The sequence below is a fragment of the Zoogloea sp. GW822-FHT05C07 genome (assembly GCF_058800215.1).
In genome coordinates, this window is record NZ_CM179510.1 from 4397590 (window position 1) to 4420848 (window position 23259).

Annotated in this window: 19 protein-coding genes; 18 read left to right on the forward strand and 1 reads right to left on the reverse strand. The window is 62.8% G+C overall.

Annotation, left to right across the window (positions count from 1 at the left end):
- Positions 1 to 678, forward strand: coding sequence for a HugZ family pyridoxamine 5'-phosphate oxidase (locus AC3QL2_RS20265; protein WP_493232900.1), 678 nt, complete (start codon positions 1 to 3; stop codon positions 676 to 678).
- 2 nt (positions 679 to 680) lie between these two features.
- Here AC3QL2_RS20265 and AC3QL2_RS20270 read toward each other — a convergent pair whose 3' ends face one another.
- Positions 681 to 1469: an outer membrane lipoprotein-sorting protein gene (locus tag AC3QL2_RS20270; RefSeq protein ID WP_493232899.1), complete on the reverse strand. Its 789-nt coding sequence runs from the start codon at positions 1467 to 1469 to the stop codon at positions 681 to 683.
- 42 nt (positions 1470 to 1511) lie between these two features.
- Here AC3QL2_RS20270 and AC3QL2_RS20275 point away from each other — a divergent pair, with 42 nt between their 5' ends.
- The 17 genes from AC3QL2_RS20275 (at position 1512) to AC3QL2_RS20355 (ending at position 23258) form a co-directional block, all read left to right on the forward strand.
- Positions 1512 to 2258, forward strand: a complete 747-nt coding sequence (locus AC3QL2_RS20275; protein ID WP_493232898.1) for an ABC transporter ATP-binding protein — start codon at positions 1512 to 1514, stop codon at positions 2256 to 2258.
- Between the two features lie 31 nt (positions 2259 to 2289).
- Positions 2290 to 3582: a DUF1302 family protein gene (locus tag AC3QL2_RS20280; RefSeq protein ID WP_493232897.1), complete on the forward strand. Its 1293-nt coding sequence runs from the start codon at positions 2290 to 2292 to the stop codon at positions 3580 to 3582.
- Positions 3583 to 3773: 191 nt separating this feature from the next.
- Entirely contained in the window at positions 3774 to 4379 is a 606-nt protein-coding gene (locus AC3QL2_RS20285; RefSeq protein WP_493232896.1) for an XrtA/PEP-CTERM system exopolysaccharide export protein, read from the forward strand.
- A 60-nt stretch (positions 4380 to 4439) separates the two neighbouring features.
- On the forward strand, positions 4440 to 6008 hold the full coding sequence (locus tag AC3QL2_RS20290) for an XrtA system polysaccharide chain length determinant (protein ID WP_493232895.1): 1569 nt from the start codon (positions 4440 to 4442) through the stop codon (positions 6006 to 6008).
- A gap of 9 nt (positions 6009 to 6017) precedes the next feature.
- Complete coding sequence (locus AC3QL2_RS20295) at positions 6018 to 7019, forward strand: XrtA-associated tyrosine autokinase (protein WP_493232893.1); 1002 nt, start codon at positions 6018 to 6020, stop codon at positions 7017 to 7019.
- Complete coding sequence (locus tag AC3QL2_RS20300) at positions 7016 to 8647, forward strand: TIGR03016 family PEP-CTERM system-associated outer membrane protein (RefSeq protein WP_493232892.1); 1632 nt, start codon at positions 7016 to 7018, stop codon at positions 8645 to 8647. The genes AC3QL2_RS20295 and AC3QL2_RS20300 overlap by 4 nt, the downstream gene beginning before the upstream one ends.
- Positions 8648 to 8655: 8 nt before the next feature.
- Complete coding sequence (locus tag AC3QL2_RS20305; protein WP_493232891.1) at positions 8656 to 9729, forward strand: XrtA/PEP-CTERM system-associated ATPase; 1074 nt, start codon at positions 8656 to 8658, stop codon at positions 9727 to 9729.
- Positions 9726 to 10589, forward strand: coding sequence for an XrtA system polysaccharide deacetylase (locus AC3QL2_RS20310; RefSeq protein ID WP_493232890.1), 864 nt, complete (start codon positions 9726 to 9728; stop codon positions 10587 to 10589). Before AC3QL2_RS20305 ends, AC3QL2_RS20310 begins: the two co-directional genes overlap by 4 nt.
- A 9-nt stretch (positions 10590 to 10598) precedes the next feature.
- Positions 10599 to 11633: a FemAB family XrtA/PEP-CTERM system-associated protein gene (locus AC3QL2_RS20315; RefSeq protein WP_493232889.1), complete on the forward strand. Its 1035-nt coding sequence runs from the start codon at positions 10599 to 10601 to the stop codon at positions 11631 to 11633.
- Positions 11634 to 11688: 55 nt separating this feature from the next.
- A complete protein-coding gene (gene xrtA, locus AC3QL2_RS20320; RefSeq protein ID WP_493232888.1) occupies positions 11689 to 13203 on the forward strand; it encodes an exosortase A in 1515 nt (504 codons plus the stop codon).
- 158 nt (positions 13204 to 13361) lie between these two features.
- Complete coding sequence (locus tag AC3QL2_RS20325; RefSeq protein WP_493232887.1) at positions 13362 to 15290, forward strand: XrtA/PEP-CTERM system amidotransferase; 1929 nt, start codon at positions 13362 to 13364, stop codon at positions 15288 to 15290.
- 2 nt (positions 15291 to 15292) lie between these two features.
- A complete protein-coding gene (locus AC3QL2_RS20330) occupies positions 15293 to 16498 on the forward strand; it encodes a TIGR04063 family PEP-CTERM/XrtA system glycosyltransferase (RefSeq protein ID WP_493233144.1) in 1206 nt (401 codons plus the stop codon).
- Between the two features lie 63 nt (positions 16499 to 16561).
- The gene (asnB, locus tag AC3QL2_RS20335; protein ID WP_493240290.1) at positions 16562 to 18433 is read left to right on the forward strand and encodes an asparagine synthase (glutamine-hydrolyzing); all 1872 of its coding nucleotides are present in this window, start codon (positions 16562 to 16564) and stop codon (positions 18431 to 18433) included.
- Complete coding sequence (locus tag AC3QL2_RS20340; protein ID WP_493232885.1) at positions 18430 to 19644, forward strand: TIGR03087 family PEP-CTERM/XrtA system glycosyltransferase; 1215 nt, start codon at positions 18430 to 18432, stop codon at positions 19642 to 19644. Before asnB ends, AC3QL2_RS20340 begins: the two co-directional genes overlap by 4 nt.
- Positions 19641 to 20957, forward strand: coding sequence for a nucleotide sugar dehydrogenase (locus AC3QL2_RS20345; protein WP_493232884.1), 1317 nt, complete (start codon positions 19641 to 19643; stop codon positions 20955 to 20957). The genes AC3QL2_RS20340 and AC3QL2_RS20345 overlap by 4 nt, the downstream gene beginning before the upstream one ends.
- Before the next feature lie 20 nt (positions 20958 to 20977).
- Positions 20978 to 21979 carry a transglutaminase domain-containing protein gene (locus AC3QL2_RS20350; protein WP_493232883.1) on the forward strand — a complete coding sequence of 334 codons (1002 nt, stop codon included), beginning with the start codon at positions 20978 to 20980 and terminating at the stop codon, positions 21977 to 21979.
- The gene (locus AC3QL2_RS20355; RefSeq protein ID WP_493232882.1) at positions 21969 to 23258 is read left to right on the forward strand and encodes a glycosyltransferase; all 1290 of its coding nucleotides are present in this window, start codon (positions 21969 to 21971) and stop codon (positions 23256 to 23258) included. Before AC3QL2_RS20350 ends, AC3QL2_RS20355 begins: the two co-directional genes overlap by 11 nt.
- Position 23259: the final 1 nt, after the last annotated feature.

Sequence of the window (23259 nt, forward strand, 5' to 3'; positions counted from 1 at the left end):
ATGAAGATCGGTTACCGGGAGGCTCGCCGTCTGCTGCGCCAGTGCAGCAGCGGAGCCCTCGGTTCCCATTCGCTGGCGGAGCCGGGGTATCCCTACGTCACGCTGCTGCCTTATGTGCTGGATGGCGCATGCCGGCCACTGTTTCTGCTGAGTGATCTGGCCGAGCACACGCGCAATGTGCGGGCCGATCCGCGGGTCAGCCTGCTGCTGGCGGATGGAGTGGGCGGCCCGCTTCAGCAGGCGCGCATGACGTTGCTCGGAAGGCTGGAAATGCCGGATCTGGATGCGGCGACCCGAGAGCGTTTCCTGCGCTACAGCCCCGAGTCTGCGGACTATCTCGCGCTTGGGGATTTTCGGTTCTATCGGCTTGAACCCTTCAAGGTCCGCTTCATCGCGGGCTTCGGGCGGATGGGCTGGGGCGAGGCGGATGCCTTGCCGCTGGCCGTCGTTGCGGCCGATGAGCATGCAGTGCTGGCGCGGCTGGAGTCCCGTGCGCCAGTCGGCGTAGAGCTGCTCGGTGTCGACTGTGAGGGTATCGATGTCCGCGTGAGCGGAGTCTTCCGTCGTCTTGAACTGGAGTCGCCGCCGCCGTCCTTGGAGATGCTGGAGGTGGCGGCTGGCCGGATGCTCGACGGACTGTCGGACGGCCCGGTAGGGCTGCCCGACAACCTGGCCTGAGCTCAGTCCACCCGGTTGAGCTTGTCCATGTACTGCTTCGTGAAAACCCGGTCGGGCAGGTCCTTGGCTGTCATCTGGGAGTAGCGCAGCACCGAGGCCTCCCCCTTCTTCAAGGCATCTTCCATGATGAGCTGGGTCGGGCGCACGCGTCCGCCCAAGCTCTGGAATTTCTCATAGCGGCAGACCTTCAGCAGGCGGTCGGACAGGGAGTAGAACTCTGCCCGGTGGGGCCAGTTGTTGGACTGGCGCACCCAGTACAGAACCTTTGCATACGTGACGCCGCGGTCCACCGCGGTGAGTTCGAGCACGTACATCTTCTCCCCGTCGATGGTGTCGGTGCGCAGGATCTTGGGCTCGTAGTCGCCGGCGAAGTTGGCACGGGCCAGGTCACCGTTCGCCACCTGGCCGGTCAGGCGCTGCGCGAGCGAGAGCCGCACCGGCTGCGAGACATTCGGCATGAAGACCCACAGGTCGCGGCCGCGCATCAGCATCGCCTGTCCCTTGTCACTGGCTGGCTCCAGGGTCTGGACGATGGTGTTCTCATTGCCCTTCGAAAGAATCCGGTACTTCCGCTCTTCCGCCTGTTCCCCCGGGCTGATCGAGTTGATGTCGATGACGACCTGGAAGCCGTCGCGGGGGAAGCGCACCTCGTCCGCCTTGGAAACGACACTGCGGGCGAGATCGGCGGCTTCATCGGCATGGGATAACCCGCTGCCACAGAGTGCCGTGGCCGTCAGCATGAGAGCGGCGTAGCGCCCCAGAGCGCGGGGAAGGGAAAATTTAAGGCTCATAATGTTATCCTTGAAAAGCAAACAACATAGACTCGCGCACCGATGCCAATTATTCGTGTTGACAACGTAAGCAAGGTATATCAACTCGGTGAGCAGGAAGTGACAGCTCTCGAGGGGGTGTCGCTGACCGTCGAGCCCGGTGTTTTCATGGCGATCGCAGGCCCGTCGGGGAGCGGGAAATCGACGCTTCTCAATATCATGGGATGCATCGATACGCCAAGCAAGGGTGCGGTGGAAATCGAGGGCAAGGATGTCTCCGGTCAGACCCCCGACGAACTCGCCGGGGTCAGGGCCAGAACCATCGGCTTCATTTTTCAGACCTTTAATCTGCTACCTGTACTTTCCGCCGAGGAGAACGTCGAGTATCCCCTGCTGCAGATGCCGGAAGTCTCCAAAGAGGAGCGGCAGGAGCGGGTCTCACGCTATCTCTCGATGGTTGGGCTTGCCAAGTATGCCGGCCATCGTCCAAACCAGCTTTCCGGTGGTCAGCGTCAGCGTGTGGCCATCGCCAGGGCCCTGGTGACCAACTCCCGAGTCGTGCTGGCCGATGAGCCCACGGCCAATCTGGACCGGCGAACCGGGGAGAGCATCCTTAATCTGATGCGCGACATCAACCAGAATTCGGGCACGACCTTTGTCTTCTCGACTCACGACAAGCGGGTAATGAACCGCGCAGACCGCCTGGTGCGCATGGAGGACGGGAAGATCACCGCGCTCGGCCTGAAGCGGGATGGCGCGTGGATCTTCGTGCAGGATCGTCGTGTGCCCGGTGACGACCCCGACATTTGATTCAATTGATAAGAGAAACAAGGGGAAGGTGATGCGTTTCACGTTGAAACCCGGCAGCTTCGGGCTTGCATTGGCCTGGCTGCTTGCAGGGGGGCACGCGCTTGCCGCTGACGCGGAGCTCGGTGTCGACGATCTGGAGGGAGGCAAGTCTGTTCAGACCAGTGGTCATCTCCAGTTTGATCTGGCCCGGACCTATGCCAGGCCCGAGCACTGGTCGATGGCGCGGGGACGTGCCGAATTGACGGCCCAGGGCGGTGGGGATGTCTTCAAATGGAAGATTTCCGGCCGGGCCGATGCGGATGCGGTCTTCGGGATCGACTCCGGTTTCTATCCGGATGCGGTCAGGCGAGACCAGCAGTACGAGTTCAGTTTCCGTGAAACCTTCGTGGATTTTTCCGCTGGCGATGTGGACTTCCGGGTCGGGCGTCAGAACATAGTGTGGGGGGAAATGGTCGGCCTGTTCTTTGCCGACGTGGTCTCCGCGCGGGATCTGCGTACGTTCTACCTGCCTGATTTCGAGCAGCTCCGGATTCCCCAGTGGGCAGCCCGAGCCGAGTATTATTTCGGCGAGACGCACGCCGAGCTGATCTGGATCCCGGTGCCCAGTTACGACAAGATCGGCAAGCCCGGCGCCGAGTTCTATCCCTTTGCAAAGGGGGCGAATGTCCGGGCCGAGGTCAAGCCGGATTCGTCGCTGGGGAACACCAACTGGGGCGGGCGGTTGTCCCGCCTGGTGGGCGGCTGGGATCTGTCCGGCTTCTATTACCGCAGCGAAGATGTGGCGCAGACTTTCTACATGGTGGGGGCTAATGAGTTCGAGCCGCGCCACGAACGCATCGGCCAGACTGGCGGGACCCTGGCCAAGGATTTCGGCGATTTCGTGCTCAAGAGCGAGGTCGTTCACACCCGCGGCCGCAAGTTCAATAGCTACGATCCCACTGCCGCGTTTGGCTTGGTGGAGCAGAACACCGTGGACTATGTGGTGGGTGTCGACATCCCCGCGTTCAAGGACGGCCGGGTGAATGTCCAGTATTTCGCCCGTCGCATGCTCAATCACGATCCCTCCACCGGCCTGGAGCATACGGAAGCCGGGGGGAGCATCCTCCTCAACTCCAAGCTGACCAAGGGCTGGGAGGCTGAAGCGCTGCTGGTGTCCATGTTCAACCGCACGGATTACATGTTCCGGCCGAAGGTGATCTGGTCGGCTTCCAAGAGCTGGCGGCTGACCTTTGGCGCCGACATCTTTGGGGGCAAGCCGGAGGGGGTGTTTGGCCGGTACGACCAGCAGGATCGCGTGTACACGGAGGCACGGTGGTACTTTTGAGGTGGTCGCGGGCGGTTTCGCACGTATGGTGTCAGCCTGAGCACATTCTGCACGCGCATCAAATGGCAAGGGCATGCGACCTTTGTCCCATGGCGTGATCTTTTTCTCCGGGTTGGCTTTACGGGCTGCCGTAATATCCACCCGTTATCATTCGAAGGCTGAGGGTTGGCCGAGTTAAGGGGAAGTACCTTATGAAACGTGTTTTCACGATGGGCGTGCTGGCTTGTGTCGCCGCGGGTCTGGTGGGGTGCGCCACGACCTATCCGCCCGCGCCGGTGATGGCCGCAAGCGCCGATTACAACTACCTGATCGGCCCGGGTGACGCAGTCAATATCGTCGTGTGGCGCAACCCCGAGTTGTCGATGTCTGTCCCCGTTCGTCCGGATGGCAAGATCACGACCCCGCTGGTCGAGGACCTGCCCGCCGCAGGCCGTGATTCAACGGCACTGGCGCGGGAAATCGAGAAGGCGCTGGCCAAGTACATCCGTGATCCGGTTGTCACCGTGATCGTGACGAGCTTCGTGGGCCCTTACTCCGAACAGATCCGGGTGCTCGGTGAGGCTGCCCGGCCGCAGACCCTGTCCTATCGCCAGCAGATGTCCCTGCTGGACGTGATGATCGCGGTTGGCGGCATCACGGATTTCGCCGACGGCAACCACGCCACTCTGCTGCGGACCGCGGAAGGCAACAAGCAATACACGGTTCGGCTCAAGGATCTCGTCAAGCGTGGCGACGTGTCCGCCAATGTGGAAATGAAGCCGGGCGATGTGCTGATCATCCCCCAGGGCTGGTTCTGATCCGTTTCTTGATGTGACCTTCCCGGGGTGGCCCGGGAGGTCGGTTTTCGGAATTTCCTGATGGAAGACATTCTTCGACAACTGTCGATCATCCTGCGAAGCATGTGGCTCTACCGCTGGTGGGGCCTTGCCGTTGCGTGGATCGTTGGGCCGATTGCTGCTGCTACCGTGTATCTGCTGCCTGACCGCTATGAGTCGTCCGCACGGGTGTATGTCGATACGCAGTCGATCCTCAAGCCCCTGATGTCCGGCCTGGCCGTGCAGCCGAACATCGATCAGCAGATCAGCATCCTGAGCCGTACGCTGATCAGCCGTCCTAACGTGGAAAAGCTGATTCGCATGGCGGACCTCGACCTGGCCGTCAAGAGCAAGGACGAGCGGGAGGCCTTGATCACCAAGGTAACCAAAGCCCTCGAGATCCGTGTGGCGGGGCGGGACAACCTGTATACGCTGGTGTACACCGACACGGATGCCGAACGTGCCAAGCGCGTCGTGCAGTCGCTGGTTTCGATGTTCGTGGAGTCCGGGCTCGGGGACAAGCGCAAGGATTCCGATTCTGCGCGCAAGTTCATTGACGAACAGATCAAGAGCTATGAGCAGAAGCTTGAGGAGGCGGAAAACCGCCTGAAGGAATACAAGCTGCGCAACATGAACACCATCGGTGGTGGCCGTGATTACTTCGGGAAGATGAACGAGGCCAATGAGCAGCTCAATCAGGCTCGCCTGGCCTTGCGGGAAGCTGAAAACTCGCGGGATTCGCTGAAGCGTCAGATCACCGGCGAAGATCCGGTCCTGCTTCCCGACAATCCTTCTAGCTCGGCGCTGTCGACGGTGTCGGTCCCAGAACTGGACGGGCGTATCGATGTGCTCAAGAAGAGCCTGGATACGCTGCTGCAGAAATACACCGATCAGCATCCGGATGTAGTCGGTGCGCGGAAGATGATCGAGAGCCTGGAAGCCCAGAAAGCCAAGGAAGTCCAAGCGCGTCGGAAAGCCGCCGCCAGCGGTGGTGCGGCGACTGCAGTGGCTTCCGTGAATTCCAATCCGGTCTACCAGCAGCTGAAGATGTCGCTGGCGGAGTCCGAGGCGAACGTGGCATCGCTGAAGGCCCGGGTCGAAGAATACGACAATCGCGCCAAGACACTGGCGGCGGCGTCGCGCATGCTGCCACAGATCGAAACCGAGCTGACCCAGCTGAACCGCGATTACGACATCAACAAGCGTAACTATGACGCGCTGGTCGCCCGTCGGGAGTCGGCCGCGATGGCGGTCGAGATGGGGGCGACTTCCGGCGTCGCCGATTTCCGCCTGATCGATCCCCCCACCGTTCCGAACAAGCCGACTGCGCCGAATCGCCTGCTGCTGATGCCGGCTGGTGGCATCGTCGCCTTGTTGCTCGGTGCCGCGGTGGCTTTCCTGATGAGTCAGATCCGTCCGACCTTTGCCGACACCCATGCCTTACGGGAAATGACGGGTCTGGCTGTGCTGGGCTCGGTGAGTCGACTTGCCGATGCGGATTGGCTGCACAAGCAGCGCCGCGGCAAGATCGTGTTTCTGATCGGGGTTATGACGCTTATCGGTCTCTTTGCTGCGATGACGGTCTCTTTGATCCTGGCAAGGATGGCTTGAGGGTAGAACATGAGCATTATCGAGAAGGCCGTCGAGCGGCTTGAGCAACTCCAGAAAGCCGGTGCCAGTGCCGAGCCCCAGGTCGAAGTATTGAAGAACGATGCGGCGGCGCCATCCGAGGTGCCCGCGGAGGTCACGGTAGCACCGGCCATGGAGGCTTCTGCAGCGCAGGCCCCGGCCGCAGAGGCTCCCGCAGTGCAGGCTCCGTCAGCGGCTCCAGTACCGCCGCCCGCCAACAATGACCGCTATGTCGAGATCGACCTGGAGCGGCTGAATTCGGTGGGTATCGTCACCCCGAACGCGCCGCGCTCCCTTATCGGTGACGAATATCGGATCATCAAGCGCCCGCTTCTGCGCAACGTGCAGGGCAAGGGCGCCGCGGAGGTCAAGAACGCCAACCTGATCATGGTGACCAGCTCCCTTCCCGGGGAAGGGAAGAGCTTCAGTTCGATCAACCTGGCCATCAGCATGGCAATGGAGCTCGATCACACGGTTCTGCTGATCGACGCCGACGTTTCCAGGCCATCCGTGCTGAACGTGCTGGGTCTGCCGCCGCGCAAGGGCTTGATGGATGTCATGACGTCGAATGACATCGAGCTCGGCGACGTGCTTCTCAGGACCAATATCGAGAAGCTGAGCCTCTTGCCTGCTGGTACTCCCCATCCTCGGGCAACCGAGTTTCTTGCCAGCGACGCGATGAACAACCTGCTGGCAGAGCTGGCCGAACGTTATTCCGACCGGATCATCGTTTTCGATTCCCCGCCGCTTCTCGTCACCACGGAGTCGCGGGTGCTGGCGACGCACATGGGGCAGATCGTCATGGTCGTTGAAGCGAACAAGACGACGCGCGCTGCGGTCAAGCAGGCGTTGTCGACGATAGATTCGTGCCCGGTGCGCTTGATGCTTTTGAACAAGGCCCAGTATGCCAGCGGCGATTCTTATGGTTACGGCTACGGTTATGGCTACGGTTATGGGTACGGCTATGGGCACAGTTCGAAGGAGAACACGTGAGAGTTCGCCGTGAATCCGTGCTCCGGTTGTCCCTGTTTCCCCATTGCCTGACGACTCTCGCGCTCTCCATCAGCAGCATCGCATCCGCACAGCAGCTTTCTTCGTCGTCCGCTCCCGCCTCAACGGGGAGCGACGCCCCAGCCGGCGCATCGGCGACTGATTCAGGATCATCTTCGCGCTCCGGGCTCAGCATCGTTCCGACCTTCCGACTGACCGAGACCCTTACGGACAACGTCAAGCTGGTCAAGAGTTCCGATGCACGCTCCGACTTCATCACGCAGGTCAGCCCAGGCTTGAGCCTGAACTCCAGGAGCGGGGCCGTGCAGGGGACGCTGCAGGGGGCCTTCAACGGCACCTTCTACGGCGAAGATCAGAGCCGTAACCAGGGTTTCCTCACAATGCGTGGCTCGGGGCGGGTCGAGGCGTGGCAACAGCACGGCTTCGTCGATCTGAACGCTTCCGTCAGTCGGGAGACCGTTTCAGCCTTTGCTCCCAAGCCGGGAGACTCCGTTACGGGCACCAATAACCTCAGCGAGATCCGTAACTTCATGGCGTCCCCGTACTGGGTCGAGCGCTTCGGGGATTCAGGAAGCGCCGAGTTGCGCTATCTTTTCAGCGAGACCGATGGTTCTCAGGGGGCCTTCAAGCAGAGTAAGCGCAATGTAACCTCGTTCAATGCGGGAGACCCGGGGGCGTTTGGCAACATCGGCTGGAGCGTGACGGGCTCTGACAGCGTCATGAGTACGGTGGGCCGACGTGATCTCAAGCAGCAGAGCCTCCGTTTTACCGGGCTCGTACGACCGGTATCCCAGTTCCAGCTGCGCCTCATCACCGGGCTGGAAGGCAACAACATCCGCTCGGTCGACACCCAGCGTTCAACTATCTACGGGGCGGGGGCGGACTGGACCGTGAGTCCCGCGACCAAGCTGACCGCCCTGTGGGAAGACCGTTTCTTCGGACCCGCCTTCCAGCTTTCGGCCGACCATCGCAGCGCGCTGTACGCACTGAATCTGCGTTACTCCAAGGACGTTACGACGACCAGCCAAGCACTGGCAGCCATTTCGGAGGTCGGTACCTACGACCTGTTGATGTCCATGGCGCAGAGCAGCCATCCGGACGCCGTCGAACGCGACGTCTATGTTCGCCAGTACATCGCCGACCGTGGCCTGCCCGACACCGTCGGCATCAGTCAGGCCGTGCTGTCGAACGGTGTCTTTCTCGATCGACGCCTACGTCTTGGCATGAGCCTGATGGGGACACGCAGTACCCTGGTGTTTTCGGCCTTCCATTCCGAGAGAAGCCGCCAGAGCGAGCAATCGTTCTCGGTTTTCGGTGGAGATTTCGAGAACTCCAGCCGCATCAGGGAAGTCAGTGGTTCGGCGATCCTGAGCCATAAGTTGACTCCGGTGACCTCGGCCAATGTGAGCCTGACCGTTTCCAGCAGCCACCGCGATACGAGCGATGCGACGCTCGCACCGGGCAGCCGCATGCGTCGTGTCTCCACCGGGCTTGTGACCAAGCTTTCGCGTGGCGCAAATGGCATGCTGACCCTCCGGAACATCAAGGGGGACGGGGCCAGCACTTACAGTGAGAACGCGGCCATTGCATCGCTGTTCTTTACCTTCTGATTCCGTATATGTACGAAGCCCATTTCGGTTTGACAGGGAAGCCCTTTCAGCTCAATCCGGACCCCAGTTTCTTCTATGGCAGTCGTGGACATCGCCGGGCGATGGCTTACCTGGAGTACGGACTTCATCAGAACGAGGGGTTCATCGTCATCACGGGCGAGGTTGGCGCGGGCAAGACCCTGCTGGTACGCAGCCTGCTGGAGAAACTGGATCCGGGCAAGATCGTCGCGGCGAACCTCGTCAGTACCCAGATCGACGCAGACGACATTCTCCGTCTGGTAGCCGCCTCGTTCGGCGTACCGAGCAAGAACCTGTCCAAGAGCGATCTGCTGCTGGCCATCGAAGCCTTCCTGGTTTCGACGACGGCGCAGGGCAAGCGCGCGCTTCTGATTGTCGATGAGGCACAGAATCTCACCCAGCGGGCGGTGGAGGAACTGCGCATGCTTTCCAACTTCCAGCTGGAAGACCATGCGCTGCTGCAGAGTTTCCTGGTGGGGCAACCCGAGTTCCGCACGATCATGCAGAGCCCGGAGATGATCCAGCTTCGTCAGCGGGTCATCGCGTCCTACCATCTCGGGCCCCTTGATTCGCTGGAAACGCAAGCCTATGTGCAGCATCGGCTGAATTGTGTCGGCTGGAAGGGGAACCCGTCCTTCGATCCGGAGGCGATGCAGGGCATCTTCGAGCACAGTCAGGGGATCCCGCGCCGCATCAATGCCTTGTGCGACCGAGTCATGCTGGCCGCCTTTCTGGGCGAGCAGGGCTGGATCTCCAGTGAGATCGTCGAGCAGACGGCCGCCGAAATGCGCGAAGAACAGGTCGGTCCGGAGAGCGGGGTGGGAGTCGATTACGGGCGCCTCGCCGGCGGGATGTCGTCGGCCGTGGATCTGCAGCGCCTGCTGGCCAATCCGCAAGCAGCGCGGGCCCTCGCTGAAATCGGCCCGGGCTACGATGCGACACGCATCGAGGAGCGTCTGGCATTGCTGGAGCGGACCTTGTCCACAACCTTGAATGCGCTGACCCAGTTGATCGGGTCGGCACAGCAGGCCTCTGTGCCGGAAGATGAGGCGGGTTCAAAATGAATGATCGTGGCGAGCCCGGTGTGCGGAACGCGTTGACCATCGACGTCGAGGACTATTTCCAGGTATCGGCGTTGGCCCCGCATTTTCCCAAGGATGTATGGGATGCGACCCCGTGCCGCGTGGAGCGGAATGTCCAGCGTATTCTTGAAATGCTCTGTGAGCGCGATGCGAAGGCTACCTTCTTCACTTTGGGGTGGATCGCGGAGCGCTACCCGAAGCTGATCCGCCGGATCGCGGCGGAGGGGCATGAGCTTGCCAGCCACGGGTATGGCCACGAGCGGGCCAGCGAGCAGAGTCCAGAAGCCTTTCTGGCCGACATCAGGTTGGCCAAGGTCGTGCTGGAGGACATCGCAAGTTGCCAGGTGAGTGGCTACCGGGCGCCCAGTTTCTCCGTCGGAACATCCAACCCCTGGGCGCACGATTGCATCGCGCAGGCCGGATATGTCTACAGCTCGAGTGTGTATCCGGTGAAGCACGACCACTATGGTGTGCCGGATGCGCCCCGTTTCCCGTATGTGGTCGAGGGAGGGCTCGTCGAGATCCCGATCAGCACGGTGCGCCGCTTCGGGCGCAACTGGCCGGTGGGAGGAGGGGGCTATTTCCGGCTCCTGCCGTACTCTGTCTCTGCCTGGGGCATCCGGAAAGTGAATGAAGAGGACGGCAAGCCGGCGATCTTTTATTTCCATCCCTGGGAGATCGACCCGGGGCAGCCCGTGGTGCAGCAGGCGAGTGCGAAGACGCGTTTCCGTCATTACGTCAATCTGGCGCACACGGAGGCCCGCTTGGAGCGTCTCCTGCAGGATTTTTCCTGGGGGCGGATGGATGAGGTGTTTCTCCCGTCGGTCAGGCCGACAGCTTAAGGTTTTTCAATGTCTGATGTGATCGTGCGCCCCTTTGAGGGCAGTGATGCCGAGCGCTGGAACGAGTTCGTCTTCGCTTGTCCCGATGCGACATTCTTTCATCGGATCGAATGGCAGGATCTGATGCAGCGGATCTTCCGGCATCGGACCCATTACCTGCTGGCGGAGCGCGATGGAAATATCGTTGCCGTCCTGCCGCTGGTGGAAGTGAAGAGTGCGTTGTTCGGCCATGCGCTGACGTCGCTGCCGTTCGCAGTCTATGGCGGCGTTGCGGGTCATGACCCGGAGGCCGTTGAAAAGCTGGAGGCGGCGGCTGAAGCGGTGGCCCAGAAGGCCGGCGTGCAGCATCTGGAGTACCGCAACCTCGGGGAGCGCCATCCTGAGTGGCCGCGCCAGGACTTGTACGTCACCTTCCGGAAGGAGATCGAGGCGGACGACGAGGCCAACATGCAGGCCATCCCGCGCAAACAGCGGGCGATGGTGCGCAAGGGCATCAAGAACGGCTTGCGCAGCGAGATAGACACATCGGCCGACCGGTTTTTTGCGCTGTATTCCGATAACGTGCTGCGGCACGGGACCCCGGCGTTGCCGAAGAAGTTCTTCGAGGCCTTGCTGGAGGTTTTTGGTCGGGATTGCGACATCATGACGGTGAGCACTGACGATGGAAAACCCTTGTCGACCGTGCTCACCTTCTATTTTCGCGACGAGATCCTTCCTTACTACGCCGGGGACGACCTGGCCGCGCGCGACCTGGCCGCCAACGATTTCAAGTACTGGGAGCTGATGCGCCACGCGGTTGCCCGCGGATGCCGGATTTTCGACTATGGGCGCAGCAAGGTTGGCACCGGGCCTTACCATTTCAAGAAGAACTGGGGGTTCGAGCCGGTGCCGCTGTCCTACGAATATCGTCTTTTCAAGCGGGATTCCGTGCCGCAGAACAATCCCATGAATCCCAAGTACCGTGCCTTCATCGCGCTCTGGAAGCGTCTTCCCATCGGCGTAGCCAACTGGCTCGGGCCGGTGCTGGTGCGTAACCTGGGCTAGGCATGATGATCTCAAGGAAATTCCTGGTCGGATGGCATCAGTCGGGAGACACCCGGTGACGGCGTCGGTTCGGTACATCCTCATTGCCCTGGGGGCCGTGTTTGCGTGGGTCGTCGCGTGGTATCACAGCACTGCTGCCGAGGTCCTCGAAATCTGGTGGCGTTCCGAGACCTTTGCGCACGGCTTGCTCGTCCTGCCGATCTTTGGCTGGCTGGTGTGGCGCAATCGTGATCGGCTGGCCGGGGAGGCTCTGAGCCCCTGCCGGGCCATGGCCGCGCCCCTGGCCCTGGCCGGGATGATGTGGTTGCTGGGCGCGCTTGCCAGCGTTGCCTCGGTGACGCACTTTGCGCTGGCCTTGCTGCTTGTTTTCAGTTTGGTCGGGATGCTGGGGCTGCGCTTGTCGCGGCGGCTGGCCTTCCCAATCCTGTTCCTGTTCTTCGGGGTGCCCATCGGCGAGTTCCTGCTGCCCGTCATGATGAAGTACACGGCGATGTTCACCGTTGCTGCTGTGCGGGCATCCGGCGTGCCCGTCTACCAGGAAGGGCTGCATTTCGTCGTGCCCAACGGGCGTTGGTCGGTGGTCGAGGCCTGCAGCGGCGTGCGTTACCTCATCGCGTCTTTCATGGTGGGTACGCTTTACGCCTATCTCAGCTACCGGAGTCTGAAGCGGCGCCTGCTTTTCGTTGCCTGCGCGATTGTCGTGCCCATCGTCGCCAATTGGCTCAGGGCCTACATGATCGTGATGCTCGGCTATCTGAGCGATAACAATCTGGCGACGGGGGTCGACCACATCCTTTACGGATGGCTGTTCTTCGGCATCGTGATCATGCTGATGTTCTGGATCGGCGGCCGCTGGCGGGAAGACCTCCTGCCGGTCGAAGAGCCTGCCGAGGTGCAGGCGGAGAGCGCGGAGATGCCAAAGCTTTCTTCGCTGCTCGCACGTGTCGCGCCGGTTGCCATTGCCGTTGCAGTCTGGCCGCCGATCCTTGGGATGCTGGAGCACTCGGAGGCCGCACGGCCCCAGACGGTACCGGCGGTGCCGGCGGTGAGCCTGAACGGCGAGTGGATGGAGGTGCCGGGGGCGTCGACGGCTTTCAAGCCCGCTTTCAAGGGGTTCAGCACGGAGGCCTTGCGCCACTTTTCGGATGGGCAGCATCGGGTCTCGGTGTATGTCGCAATCTATGCCCAGCAGGGGAACGGCCGGGAATTGGTACAGACCTCGAACCAGCTGGTGCTGCCGTCCAACAATGACTGGAGCAGGCTGGCCGATGGGCAGGGGGCTGATTCGGGGCACGGGTACTGGCGGCGTTCAGTCCTGGCAGGTCGAGAAGGCAAGGTCGTTGCCTTGTCCGGTTACTTGATCGATGGCCGGCTGGTGACCAGCGATTACGTCGCCAAGGCGCTGTTGGCCCTGACTAAGCTGCAGGGGCGTCTCGATACGTCTGCCTACGTGGCCGTCTGGGCGAGCGGCGCAGACGAGAAGAGCGCGGCCGACCAACTCGATGTCTTTGAACGTGCAAATGGACGGGGGCTGATCGAGACGCTGCTCGGGACCAACGCCGCGGAATGATGCGGGCGTGCAGCGTTGTTGTACCGGATGCGGAATGCGCACTGCATTCTCCACCAAGGACTCTGGCGACTCAGGGTAGAATGCCGCCCCGCTAGGACCATTCAATACGCATTGAGCTGTCGTGGGGTGGCAGAGCGATGGACAACAGGTAGAGAACTATGTGCGGGATAGCCGGACTCTTTGATACGAGAGGGAAACAGACGTTCGCGCAGGCGCTCATCCAGCGCATGAACGACATCCAGCAGCATCGTGGGCCGGACGAGGGGGGCTACCATTTCGAGCCCGGCATCGCCTTCGCGCACCGCCGCCTGTCTATCATCGATATTTCGACCGGCCAGCAACCCCTGTTCAATGAAGACGGGTCGGTCGTCGTCGTCTTCAATGGCGAGATCTACAACTTCCAGGAGCTGATCCCCGAGCTGACCGCGCTGGGGCACCGCTTCCACACCCGCAGCGACACCGAAGTCATCGTCCATGCCTGGGAGGCGTGGGGCGAAGATTGCGTGAAGCGCTTCCGCGGCATGTTTGCGTTTGCCTTGTGGGATCGCAACCAGCAGACCTTCTTCATGGCCCGCGACCGAATGGGCGTGAAGCCGATGTACTACGCGGTGCTGCCGGACGGCACGCTGTTGTTCGGCTCCGAGCTGAAAGTCCTGATGCAGCACCCGGGCCTCGATAAGACCATGGATCCGCTGGCCGTCGAGGAGTACTTCGCGCTGGGTTACGTGGCTGAGCCGCGCACGATCTTCAAGGGGGCCCGCAAGCTGGATCCGGGTTTCTCCCTGATGATCCGCCACGGACAGCCGGTGCCTGAGCCCAAGCCCTACTGGGACGTGCGCTTCACGCTCGACAACCGCCTGAGCCTCCAGGATGCGACGGCGGAACTGACCGAGCGTCTGCGGGAGTCGGTGCGCTTGCGCATGATTGCCGAAGTGCCGCTGGGGGCCTTCCTGTCCGGCGGGGTTGATTCAAGTGCCGTGGTCGCCACGATGGCAGGGCTCTCCGGTGAGCCGGTGAACACCTGCTCGATCGGCTTTGACGACCCGGCCTTCAACGAGTCCGCCTTTGCGCAGATGGTGGCTGACCGCTATCGCACTAACCATCGTCTCGAGACCGTGCAGTCGGACGATTTCGACCTGATCGACACGCTGGCGGCGCTCTACGACGAGCCCTATGCCGACAGTTCGGCCATTCCGACCTACAGGGTCTGCCAGCTCGCCCGCAAGCATGTGACGGTTGCCCTGTCCGGCGACGGCGGCGACGAGAACATGGGCGGCTACCGGCGCTACCGCTTCCACATGATGGAAGAAAAAATGCGCGGCGGCTTGCCGTACTCGGTCCGCAAGCCGGTCTTCGGCCTGCTCGGCCGGCTGTATCCCAAGGCCGACTGGGCGCCGCGGGTGTTCCGCGCGAAGACCACCTTCCAGTCCTTGGCACGGGATTCCGTGCAGGCGTATTTCCATTCGGTGTCCATCCTGCGCGATGACATGCGTCGCCAGTTGTTCTCCCAGACCTTCCGCAACCAGCTCGCGGGCTACAACGCGGTCGAGGTGTTCCGGCGCCATGCGGCCAATGCCGATACCGACGATGCGCTGGCCCTGGTGCAGTACCTGGACATCAAGACCTACTTGGTCGGTGACATCAACACCAAGGTGGACCGGGCCAGCATGGCGCATTCGCTGGAGGTGCGGGAGCCCTTGATGGATCACCCGCTGGTGGAATGGCTGGCCAGCCTGCCGACCCACCTGAAGATCAAGGGGCAGGAGGGCAAGTACCTGTTCAAGAAGGCCATGGAGCCGATGCTGCCCCATGATGTGCTGTATCGCCCCAAGATGGGCTTTTCGGTTCCGCTGGCGCGCTGGTTCCGCGGTCCGCTCAAGGAGCGGGTCCGTGAGGCAATGCTCGGCGAGACGCTGGCGGCGACCGGCCTGTTCAACCGCAAGTACCTGCAACATCTGGTCGATGCGCATCAGAGCGGCGCGCGCGACTACAGCTCGCCACTCTGGACGCTGCTGATGTTCGAGGCCTTCCTGCGCAACAGCAAACTGGGCGTGGAGCCGGCGCCGATCTTGGTGGGGGGCGCATGAGCCTGCGTATCCTGCATGTCCTCGACCACTCGCTGCCTTTGCATAGCGGCTACGCTTTCCGCACCGTTTCCCTCCTCAAGGAGCAACGCAAGCTCGGCTGGGAGACCTTCCACCTGACGACCCCGAAGCAGGGTGCAGGTGCGGGCGGGAGCGAGCAGGCCGACGGATGGACCTTTTACCGGACCGCCAATTCCGGCCAGGAAGGCCTGGTCGCGCAGATGCGCCTGACCGCGGCGCGGCTTGACGAACTGGTGGACGAACTCAAGCCCGACATCCTGCATCCGCATTCCCCCGTCCTCAACGCCTTGCCGGCCCTGTGGGTCGGGCGCAAGCGGAAGATCCCGGTGGTCTATGAGATGCGCGCATCGTGGGAAGACGCGGCGGTGGATCATGGCACCACGACCGAAGGCAGCCTGCGCTACCGGGTGTCCCGGGGGCTGGAGAGTTTTGCCCTGCGGCGAGCCGACCAGGTGACGACGATCTGCGAGGGGCTGCGCGGTGATATCCGAGCCCGCGGCGTGCCCGCCGAGCGTATCACTGTGATCCCCAACGCCGTTGATGTGACGACCTTCCAGTTCGGTACCGAAGCGGATCCGGCGCTGCGCGCGTCCTTGGGACTGGACGGCAAGACGGTGCTGGGTTTCGCCGGCTCCTTCTACGGTTATGAAGGCCTCGATCTGCTCATCGAGGCAAGCCACAAGCTGATTCCGGCCTACCCGGACCTGCGTGTCCTGCTGGTGGGGGGCGGTCCGCAGGAAGCCAATCTGAAGGCCCAGGTCGAGCGTCTGGGCCTGGCCGAGCGGGTCATCTTCACCGGGCGGGTGCCGCATTCCCAGGTCCAGCGTTACTACGAGCTTATCGATGTGCTGGCCTACCCGCGCCTGCCAATCCGTCTGACGGAACTCGTCACGCCGCTCAAGCCGCTGGAAGCCATGGCCCAGGGGCGGATGTTCGTGGCGTCGGACGTGGGCGGGCACAAGGAACTGATCCGTCACGGCGAGACCGGCTTCCTGTTCCGCGCCGGTGATGCCGGTGCGCTGGCATCGGCAATCGGCGACGTATTGACGAAGCGGGATGTCTGGCCCCAGGTGCGGGCGCAGGCACGGCGGTTTGTCGAAGTGGAGCGGACCTGGGAAAACAGCGTGGCCCGTTATCGTGAAGTCTATCGACGTGCCCTGGCGAGCCATGGGCGCGTCCTGAATTTCTGAGGTTCCAAGGTGTGCGGCATTCACGGGCTTTACCGATTTGACGGGCAGCGGGTCGAGCCCGCCATGCTCTCCGCCATGGGTGACCGGACGGTCCACCGCGGCCCGGACGACGAAGGGCAGCATATCGATGGTCCCTGCGGCATCGCCATGCGGCGCTTGTCCATCATCGACCTGGCCGGCGGGCATCAACCCATCTCCAATGCGGACGACAGCCTGTGGCTGGTCTGCAACGGGGAAATCTACAACTTCCGCGAGTTGCGCGAGGAGTTGCAGGGGCTTGGGTTCCGTTTCAAGACCGGTTCCGACAGCGAAGTCGTGCTGCATGCCTACGATGCCTTCGGTGACGAGTTTGTCCATCGTCTCAACGGCATGTTCGACTTCGCGCTGTGGGATGGCCGTCGCAAGCGTCTGCTGATCGGGCGCGACCGCATCGGCGTCAAGCCCTTGTACGTGCTGCAGGATGGGCAGCGACTGGCCTTCGCCACGGAGGCCAAGGCGCTGCTGGCGCTGCCGGGCGTGAGTGCCGAGCTGGATCGTACCCAGCTGGCCAGTTACCTGCACCTGGGCTACGCGGCGGCGCCGGGCTCCATGTTCAAGGGAATTCGCAAGCTGCCGCCGGCAACCCTGCTGGCGATCGAGAATGGCCAGGTCAGGGAGTGGCGCTACTGGCGTCTGCCGACTGCGATCGAGCGCAGCGTCTCCGAAGCCGAATGGATCGCCCGGATCCAGGCGCGGCTCGAGGAGTCGGTGCGCATGCAGATGGTCAGCGACGTACCCATCGGTGCCTTCCTGTCCGGAGGGGTGGATTCGAGCGCCGTGGTGGGCTTCATGGCCCGCCATTCCGGGCAGCCGATCCGCACCTACGCCATCGGCTTCGAAGGCGGAGTCGCGGAGAACCTGTATAACGAGCTGCCCTTTGCGCGGCAGGTGTCCCAGCTGTTCGACACCGAGCACCACGAGATCGTCGTCAAGCCCGACGTGGTGTCCCTGTTGCCCAAGTTGCTGTGGCACATGGACGAGCCGGTGGCCGACACGGCCTTCATCACGACCTATCTGGTGTCGGAGTTCGCCCGCCACGACGTAAAGGTGATCCTCTCGGGCGTGGGCGGCGACGAGCTTTTCGGCGGGTATCGGCGTTATCTCGGCGGGCACTACGCGGAGCGCTTCCATCGCCTGCCGGGCTTCGTGCGCTCGGTCGCGCGGAGCGTCGCCAATCGCTTGCCCAGCGACCGGCACTCCGGGTTGCTCAATACGCTGCGGCTGGCCAAGGGCTTCATTGCATCGGCCGACATGAGTGCGGACGATCGTTACCGGAGTTACCTGCAGGTGCTGGCCAGGGAGACCGTTGCCGGAATGTTGCTGGAGCCGGCGGCCGGGGCGCCGGACCCGTTGGCGGCGGCTTTTGCCGGTGCGGGCAGCAATGACGATTTGAACCGGATGTTCGCGGTGGATGCCGAGACCCAGTTGCCGGACGATCTGCTGCTGCTGACCGACAAGATGAGCATGGCGGTGTCGCTGGAATGCCGGGTGCCGCTTCTCGACCATGAGCTGGTCGAACTGGCGGCGGCGATTCCGGCCTCCCTCAAGGTCAAGGGTGGGCGCCTCAAGCATCTGCTCAAGGATTCCCTGTCAGGCCTGCTGCCGGCGGACATCCTCGACCGCAAGAAGCGCGGGTTCGGCACGCCGATGGGCGCCTGGTTGAAACATGATCTGGCCCCCGTCCTGCGCCAACTGCTGTCCAAGGAGTCAGTCGCCCGGCGCGGCCTGTTCCGTCATGACGTGATCGCCACGCTGATGGCCGATCACGAGGCGAACCGGGCCGATGGCACGGACGGCCTGCTGTCCCTGATGAATCTGGAAATCTGGAGCCGGATCTACCTCGACCGGCGCGAGCCCGGCGATGTGGCGGCCGAGCTCAAGAGCTATACGCGATGAAAATCCTCTACGTCTGTCACCGTTTTCCGTTTCCCCCCAAGCGTGGGGGGAAGATCCGTCCCTTCAACATGATCCGTCACCTGACGGAGAAGGGGCACCAGGTCACCGTGTGCTCGCTGGCCCGTTCCCCGGCGGAGGCCGAGGAGGGGAAAGGGATTGCTCCGCATTGCCATGCCTTTGAGATGGGGCAGGTGAGCAATCCCGTGCAGGGCTTGCGGATGGTGGCGCGCCTGCCGCTGGTCACGCCGTCGTCGATGGGGTTCTTCTACTCGCCTGAGTTGAAGGGCAAGGTAAACAGCCTGCTGGCCTCCCAGAAGTGGGACCTGATCTTCGTCCATTGTTCGTCCGTGGCCCAGTATGTGGAGCAGGTCACCGACGTGCCGAAGATCATCGACTACGGTGACATGGACTCCCAGAAGTGGCTGGAGTACGCCAACTACAAGCCCTTCCCGCTGTCGATGGGGTATCGCCTCGAAGGGCTCAAGATGCTGGCCGCCGAGAAGCGTCTGGCGGGCAAGTTCGACATGGGCACGGCGACGACCCGCGCCGAGTGGGAAACGCTCGATGGCTATAACACCGGCCTGACGACCGACTGGTTTCCCAATGGCGTGGATGCGTCGTTCTTTAGCCCCGATGGTTCGGCCTACGATCCGGACACCGTCAGTTTCATCGGGCGGATGGACTATTACCCGAACCAGGAGTGCATGTTCCGCTTCTGTGAGCAGACATGGCCCCTGCTGAAGAAGGCGCGGCCGCAGATGAAGCTGCTCATCGTCGGTGCCGATCCGTCGCCGGCGGTGCGCAAGCTCGGCGATCTGGACGGGGTTACCGTGACGGGCTCGGTGCCGGACGTGCGTCCTTACGTGCGCAGCTCCGCTCTCATGGTTGCCCCGCTCAACATTGCGCGGGGTACGCAGAACAAGATCCTCGAGGCGATGGCCATGGGGGTCCCGGTCGTGACGAGCAGCATTGCCGCAGGCGGTGTCGACGCCGAAGCCGAGAAGCATTTCCTCGTCGCCGACACGCCCGAGGCTTATGCTGCGGCCATCAAACGGATCTGCTCCGATCCCGTTGAGCGCAATCGCCTTGCGGACGCGGGGCGGGCCCGCATGCTGAGCCACCATGCCTGGCCGCGCTCGATGGAGCGGCTGGATGGCATCATCGAACGATGCGTCAAACAGTTTCAGGAAAACAAGGGAAAACGCAAATGAAGATCAGTATTTTCGGCCTCGGCTACGTCGGCGCGGTATCGCTGGCCTGTCTGGCACGGGATGGTCACGACGTGATCGGCGTGGACATCGATCAGACCAAGCTCGATCTCATCCGCGACGGTAAGACGCCGGTGGTCGAAGAAGGCATGGTCGACCTGATGAAGAGCGTGGTGGCCAGCGGCCGCGTGTCGGTAACGACCGATGCGGTGCACGCGGTGCTGAACAGCGATATTTCCCTCGTTTGCGTCGGGACGCCGTCCGCTGCCAACGGCAGTCAGGACCAGGGCGCAGTCTTGCGCCTGGCCGACAGCATGGGCCAGGCGATCAGCCAGAAGTCCACGCCCCACGTGGTGGTGTTCCGGTCGACGCTGGTGCCCGGCACCGTCGAGGACGTGCTGCGCCCCATCATCGAGGCGGGTTCCGGCAAGAAGGATGGCGAGGGCTTCCACCTGTGCTTCCAGCCGGAGTTCCTGCGTGAAGGCTCGTCGATCCGTGATTACGACAAGCCGCCGTTCACGGTTGTCGGGGCCAATCATGCCTATCCCCTTGAGCGCCTGAAGGAACTGTTCGGCCATCTGCCCTGCAAGTTCCTTGATACCTCCGTCCGTTCGGCGGAGATGATGAAGTACTGTTGCAACAACTTCCATGCCCTCAAGATCACCTTCGCCAACGAGACGGCCCGCCTGTGCGAGGCGCTTGGCGTGAATCCTTTCGAGGTGATGGATCTGGTCTGCCAGGACACGCAGCTCAATATCTCCCGCGCTTACCTGATGCCCGGCTTCGCCTTCGGCGGCTCCTGCCTGCCCAAGGACTTGCGGGCCACGACCTATCTCGCCAAGAAGCACGACGTGGAAATTCCGATGCTGGCCGGCATCATGCCGTCCAACCGCAACCACGTGGATGTGGCCATCGAGCGCATCCTGGCGACCGGCAAGCGCAAGGTCGGCTTCATCGGCCTGTCGTTCAAGACCGGCACCGACGATCTTCGCGAAAGCCCGCTGGTGACGCTCGCTGAGCAGTTGATCGGCAAGGGGGTGCAGTTGTCCGTCTATGACCCCGAGGTTCACCTGTCCCGTCTGCTCGGGGCCAACAAGAGCTTCATCGAGCGTCACGTCCCGCATATCGGCGAACTCCTGAACGCTGATATCGAGGAGGTCATCAAGACGTCCGAGGTGCTGGTCCTCGGCTTGTCCACGCCGTCCATCCAGGATGCACTGGCGACCCACGTGCGGGATGACCAGTACTTGCTGGACCTGGTGGGCATCAAGTCCAGAACTGCAATCAGGGGGCAAGTACAGGGCCTGTGCTGGTGAGTTGCGCGGTGGAGCGGGGCGTGTTCGAGCGGGGAGCCCGGTTTCTTTTCTGGGTTTGCCTGGCGCTTGCGGTGCTGTGTTCGGCGAGCCTCGTGCCGCATCTCGCGGCTTCGTCCGAACTGGTCCGCCTGCGCAACGCCCTGCTGCTTGATTCCGAACCTGCCAATGCGGCCTGGACGCCGGCGGCGCTGCCGGCCGGCTACCTCGCGGGGGAAGCCGGCAGTACAGATCCCAAGTTTGCCGAATTGGTACGGCGCTTTGACTTACGTGTGGAGGGCGATGACTGGGCGACGGCCTTGCGCATCGGCCAGCTCCTGCGCCAGCCGGGGCGTGTGCCCGGCAATCCCATCCAGTCGAACCTGTCTGAGACCTATCGGCGCATTACCGATAATGCCGAGGGGTACTGCGCGGACTTCTCCGACGTGTTCACCGCGCTCGCCCAGGCGTCCGGCGTGTTTTCCCGCGCCTGGGCCTTTTCGTTCGATGGGTTCGGCGGTCACGGCCACGTCTTCAACGAGATCTGGGACCGGCGCAGCGCGCGGTGGATCATGCTCGACGTGTTCAATAACTTCTATTTCGCCGATGCCGCGGGGCGGCCGCTGTCGGCTTTGGAGGCCCGCGAGGTCCTGCAGGCTGGTGGCGCGCCGCGCATGATCCCGGTTGCGCCGGCGTCCCCGCCGACCTACCGCTACCCTGAGAAGGCCATCGACTACTACCGTCGGGGCCTGCCGGAATGGTATCTGTGGTGGGGCAACAACGTCTTCGAGTACGACCGGGCTGAACTCGTCAAGCTGGCCTCGAAGGCTGGCCGGAGCGTGGAGCAGCTGGTGTCCGTCGGTGTGGGGCTGTACCCGCACATCCGCATTCTGGAAAGCCGAGACAACGAGGTGCAGCGCGAGCAGTTGAAGAACCTCCGCCTGCGTCTCTTCGTGCTGATGTCGGCCGGGCTGATGGCGGGCTTGAGCGGCGCGGCCTGGTGGTGGTCGGCGCGCCAGAGGAAGAAGGTCGGGCATGCAGGCTGAGGCGCAGGTGAAGGCTGGCCACGGTACGGATGCGGACATGCCTGCTGCGCTGGAGGGGCAGGGGAGGAAGACGATCTATGTGTTGTCCTCTCTCTTCCCGAGCCGGGCCCAGCCGACCGCGGGATTGTTCGTCCGCGAGCGCGTCTTTCGCCTGCGTCCGGCTTTCGGGCTCGTCGTCATCGCCCCGCAACCGTGGTTTCCGCTGCAGTCCGTGATCCGGCGTTTCAAGCCGGGTTACCGGCCCGAGACCGGCCGCTTCGAAGTGCAGGATGGCGTCGAAGTGTTCTTCCCGCGCTTCTTCTCCCTGCCTGGCGTGTTGCGGCGCCTTGACGGCCTGTCGATGGCCTTGTGCGCCTTGCCTTTGTTGTGGCGGCTTCGGCGCCGCTACGGGGACGGTATCCTCGATGCGCATTTCGCGTATCCGAACGGACGTGCGGGTGTTCTGCTCGGCAAGTGGCTCGGATGGCCGACATCCATCACCCTGCGGGGTACCGAAACCCGGCAGTTGAAGGACCCCACGCTGGCACCGCAGGTGGTGTCCGCGGTCCGCCAGGCCGACCAGGTGATCAGCGTGTCGGACTCCCTGCGCCAGTTGCTGGTGCAGGCGGGCGCCGATGCCGCGCATATCGAGGTCGTCGGCAATGGCGTGGATATCAGCAAGTTCGCGCCGATTCCCCGCGACGAGGCGCGCCAGCGCATGGGCCTCCCGGCAGAAGCCAAGGTCCTGATTTCCGTCGGCGGGTTGGTGGAGCGCAAGGGATTTCACCGCGTGCTGGAAATCCTGCCGGAGTTGATCCGGGCGTTTCCGCAGCTCCGTTACATCATTGTCGGCGGGGCGAGCCCGGAAGGGGATATGTCGCAAGCCCTGCGTGATCAGGTGCGCGACCTGGGGCTTGCCGAGCATGTGATCTTCACGGGGGCCTTGCCACCCGAGCAGCTTTCGGTGCCCTTGAGCAGCGCCGATGTCTTCGTCCTGTCCACGCGCAACGAAGGCTGGGCCAATGTCTTTCTCGAGGCCATGGGGTGTGGCTTGCCGGTGGTGACGACAGCCGTCGGCGGCAATGTCGAGGTCGTGTGTTCGCCACGCCTGGGAATGGTGGTTCCATTCGGGGACCAGATTGCCCTGCGGGAGGCGACGGCTGCTGCACTGGTGCAGGATTGGGATCGCCAGTACATCACGGCGCATGCGCGGGACAACGCGTGGGACGCGCGCATGCGCATCCTGGTCGAACGATTCCGTGCATTGGGCGCGCGTGCGCGGCGGGAAAGGAAGGAGTAGT

Bases quoted from the DNA above. Each gene is read 5' to 3' on its own strand.
- AC3QL2_RS20265 (WP_493232900.1), top strand. From the start codon at position 1: ATGAAGATCGGTTACCGGGAGGCTCGCCGTCTGCTGCGCCAGTGCAGC.
- AC3QL2_RS20270 (WP_493232899.1), bottom strand. From the start codon at position 1,469: ATGAGCCTTAAATTTTCCCTTCCCCGCGCTCTGGGGCGCTACGCCGCT.
- AC3QL2_RS20275 (WP_493232898.1), top strand. From the start codon at position 1,512: ATGCCAATTATTCGTGTTGACAACGTAAGCAAGGTATATCAACTCGGT.
- AC3QL2_RS20280 (WP_493232897.1), top strand. From the start codon at position 2,290: ATGCGTTTCACGTTGAAACCCGGCAGCTTCGGGCTTGCATTGGCCTGG.
- AC3QL2_RS20285 (WP_493232896.1), top strand. From the start codon at position 3,774: ATGAAACGTGTTTTCACGATGGGCGTGCTGGCTTGTGTCGCCGCGGGT.
- AC3QL2_RS20290 (WP_493232895.1), top strand. From the start codon at position 4,440: ATGGAAGACATTCTTCGACAACTGTCGATCATCCTGCGAAGCATGTGG.
- AC3QL2_RS20295 (WP_493232893.1), top strand. From the start codon at position 6,018: ATGAGCATTATCGAGAAGGCCGTCGAGCGGCTTGAGCAACTCCAGAAA.
- AC3QL2_RS20305 (WP_493232891.1), top strand. From the start codon at position 8,656: ATGTACGAAGCCCATTTCGGTTTGACAGGGAAGCCCTTTCAGCTCAAT.
- AC3QL2_RS20310 (WP_493232890.1), top strand. From the start codon at position 9,726: ATGAATGATCGTGGCGAGCCCGGTGTGCGGAACGCGTTGACCATCGAC.
- AC3QL2_RS20315 (WP_493232889.1), top strand. From the start codon at position 10,599: ATGTCTGATGTGATCGTGCGCCCCTTTGAGGGCAGTGATGCCGAGCGC.
- AC3QL2_RS20325 (WP_493232887.1), top strand. From the start codon at position 13,362: ATGTGCGGGATAGCCGGACTCTTTGATACGAGAGGGAAACAGACGTTC.
- asnB (WP_493240290.1), top strand. From the start codon at position 16,562: ATGCTCTCCGCCATGGGTGACCGGACGGTCCACCGCGGCCCGGACGAC.
- AC3QL2_RS20340 (WP_493232885.1), top strand. From the start codon at position 18,430: ATGAAAATCCTCTACGTCTGTCACCGTTTTCCGTTTCCCCCCAAGCGT.
- AC3QL2_RS20345 (WP_493232884.1), top strand. From the start codon at position 19,641: ATGAAGATCAGTATTTTCGGCCTCGGCTACGTCGGCGCGGTATCGCTG.
- AC3QL2_RS20355 (WP_493232882.1), top strand. From the start codon at position 21,969: ATGCAGGCTGAGGCGCAGGTGAAGGCTGGCCACGGTACGGATGCGGAC.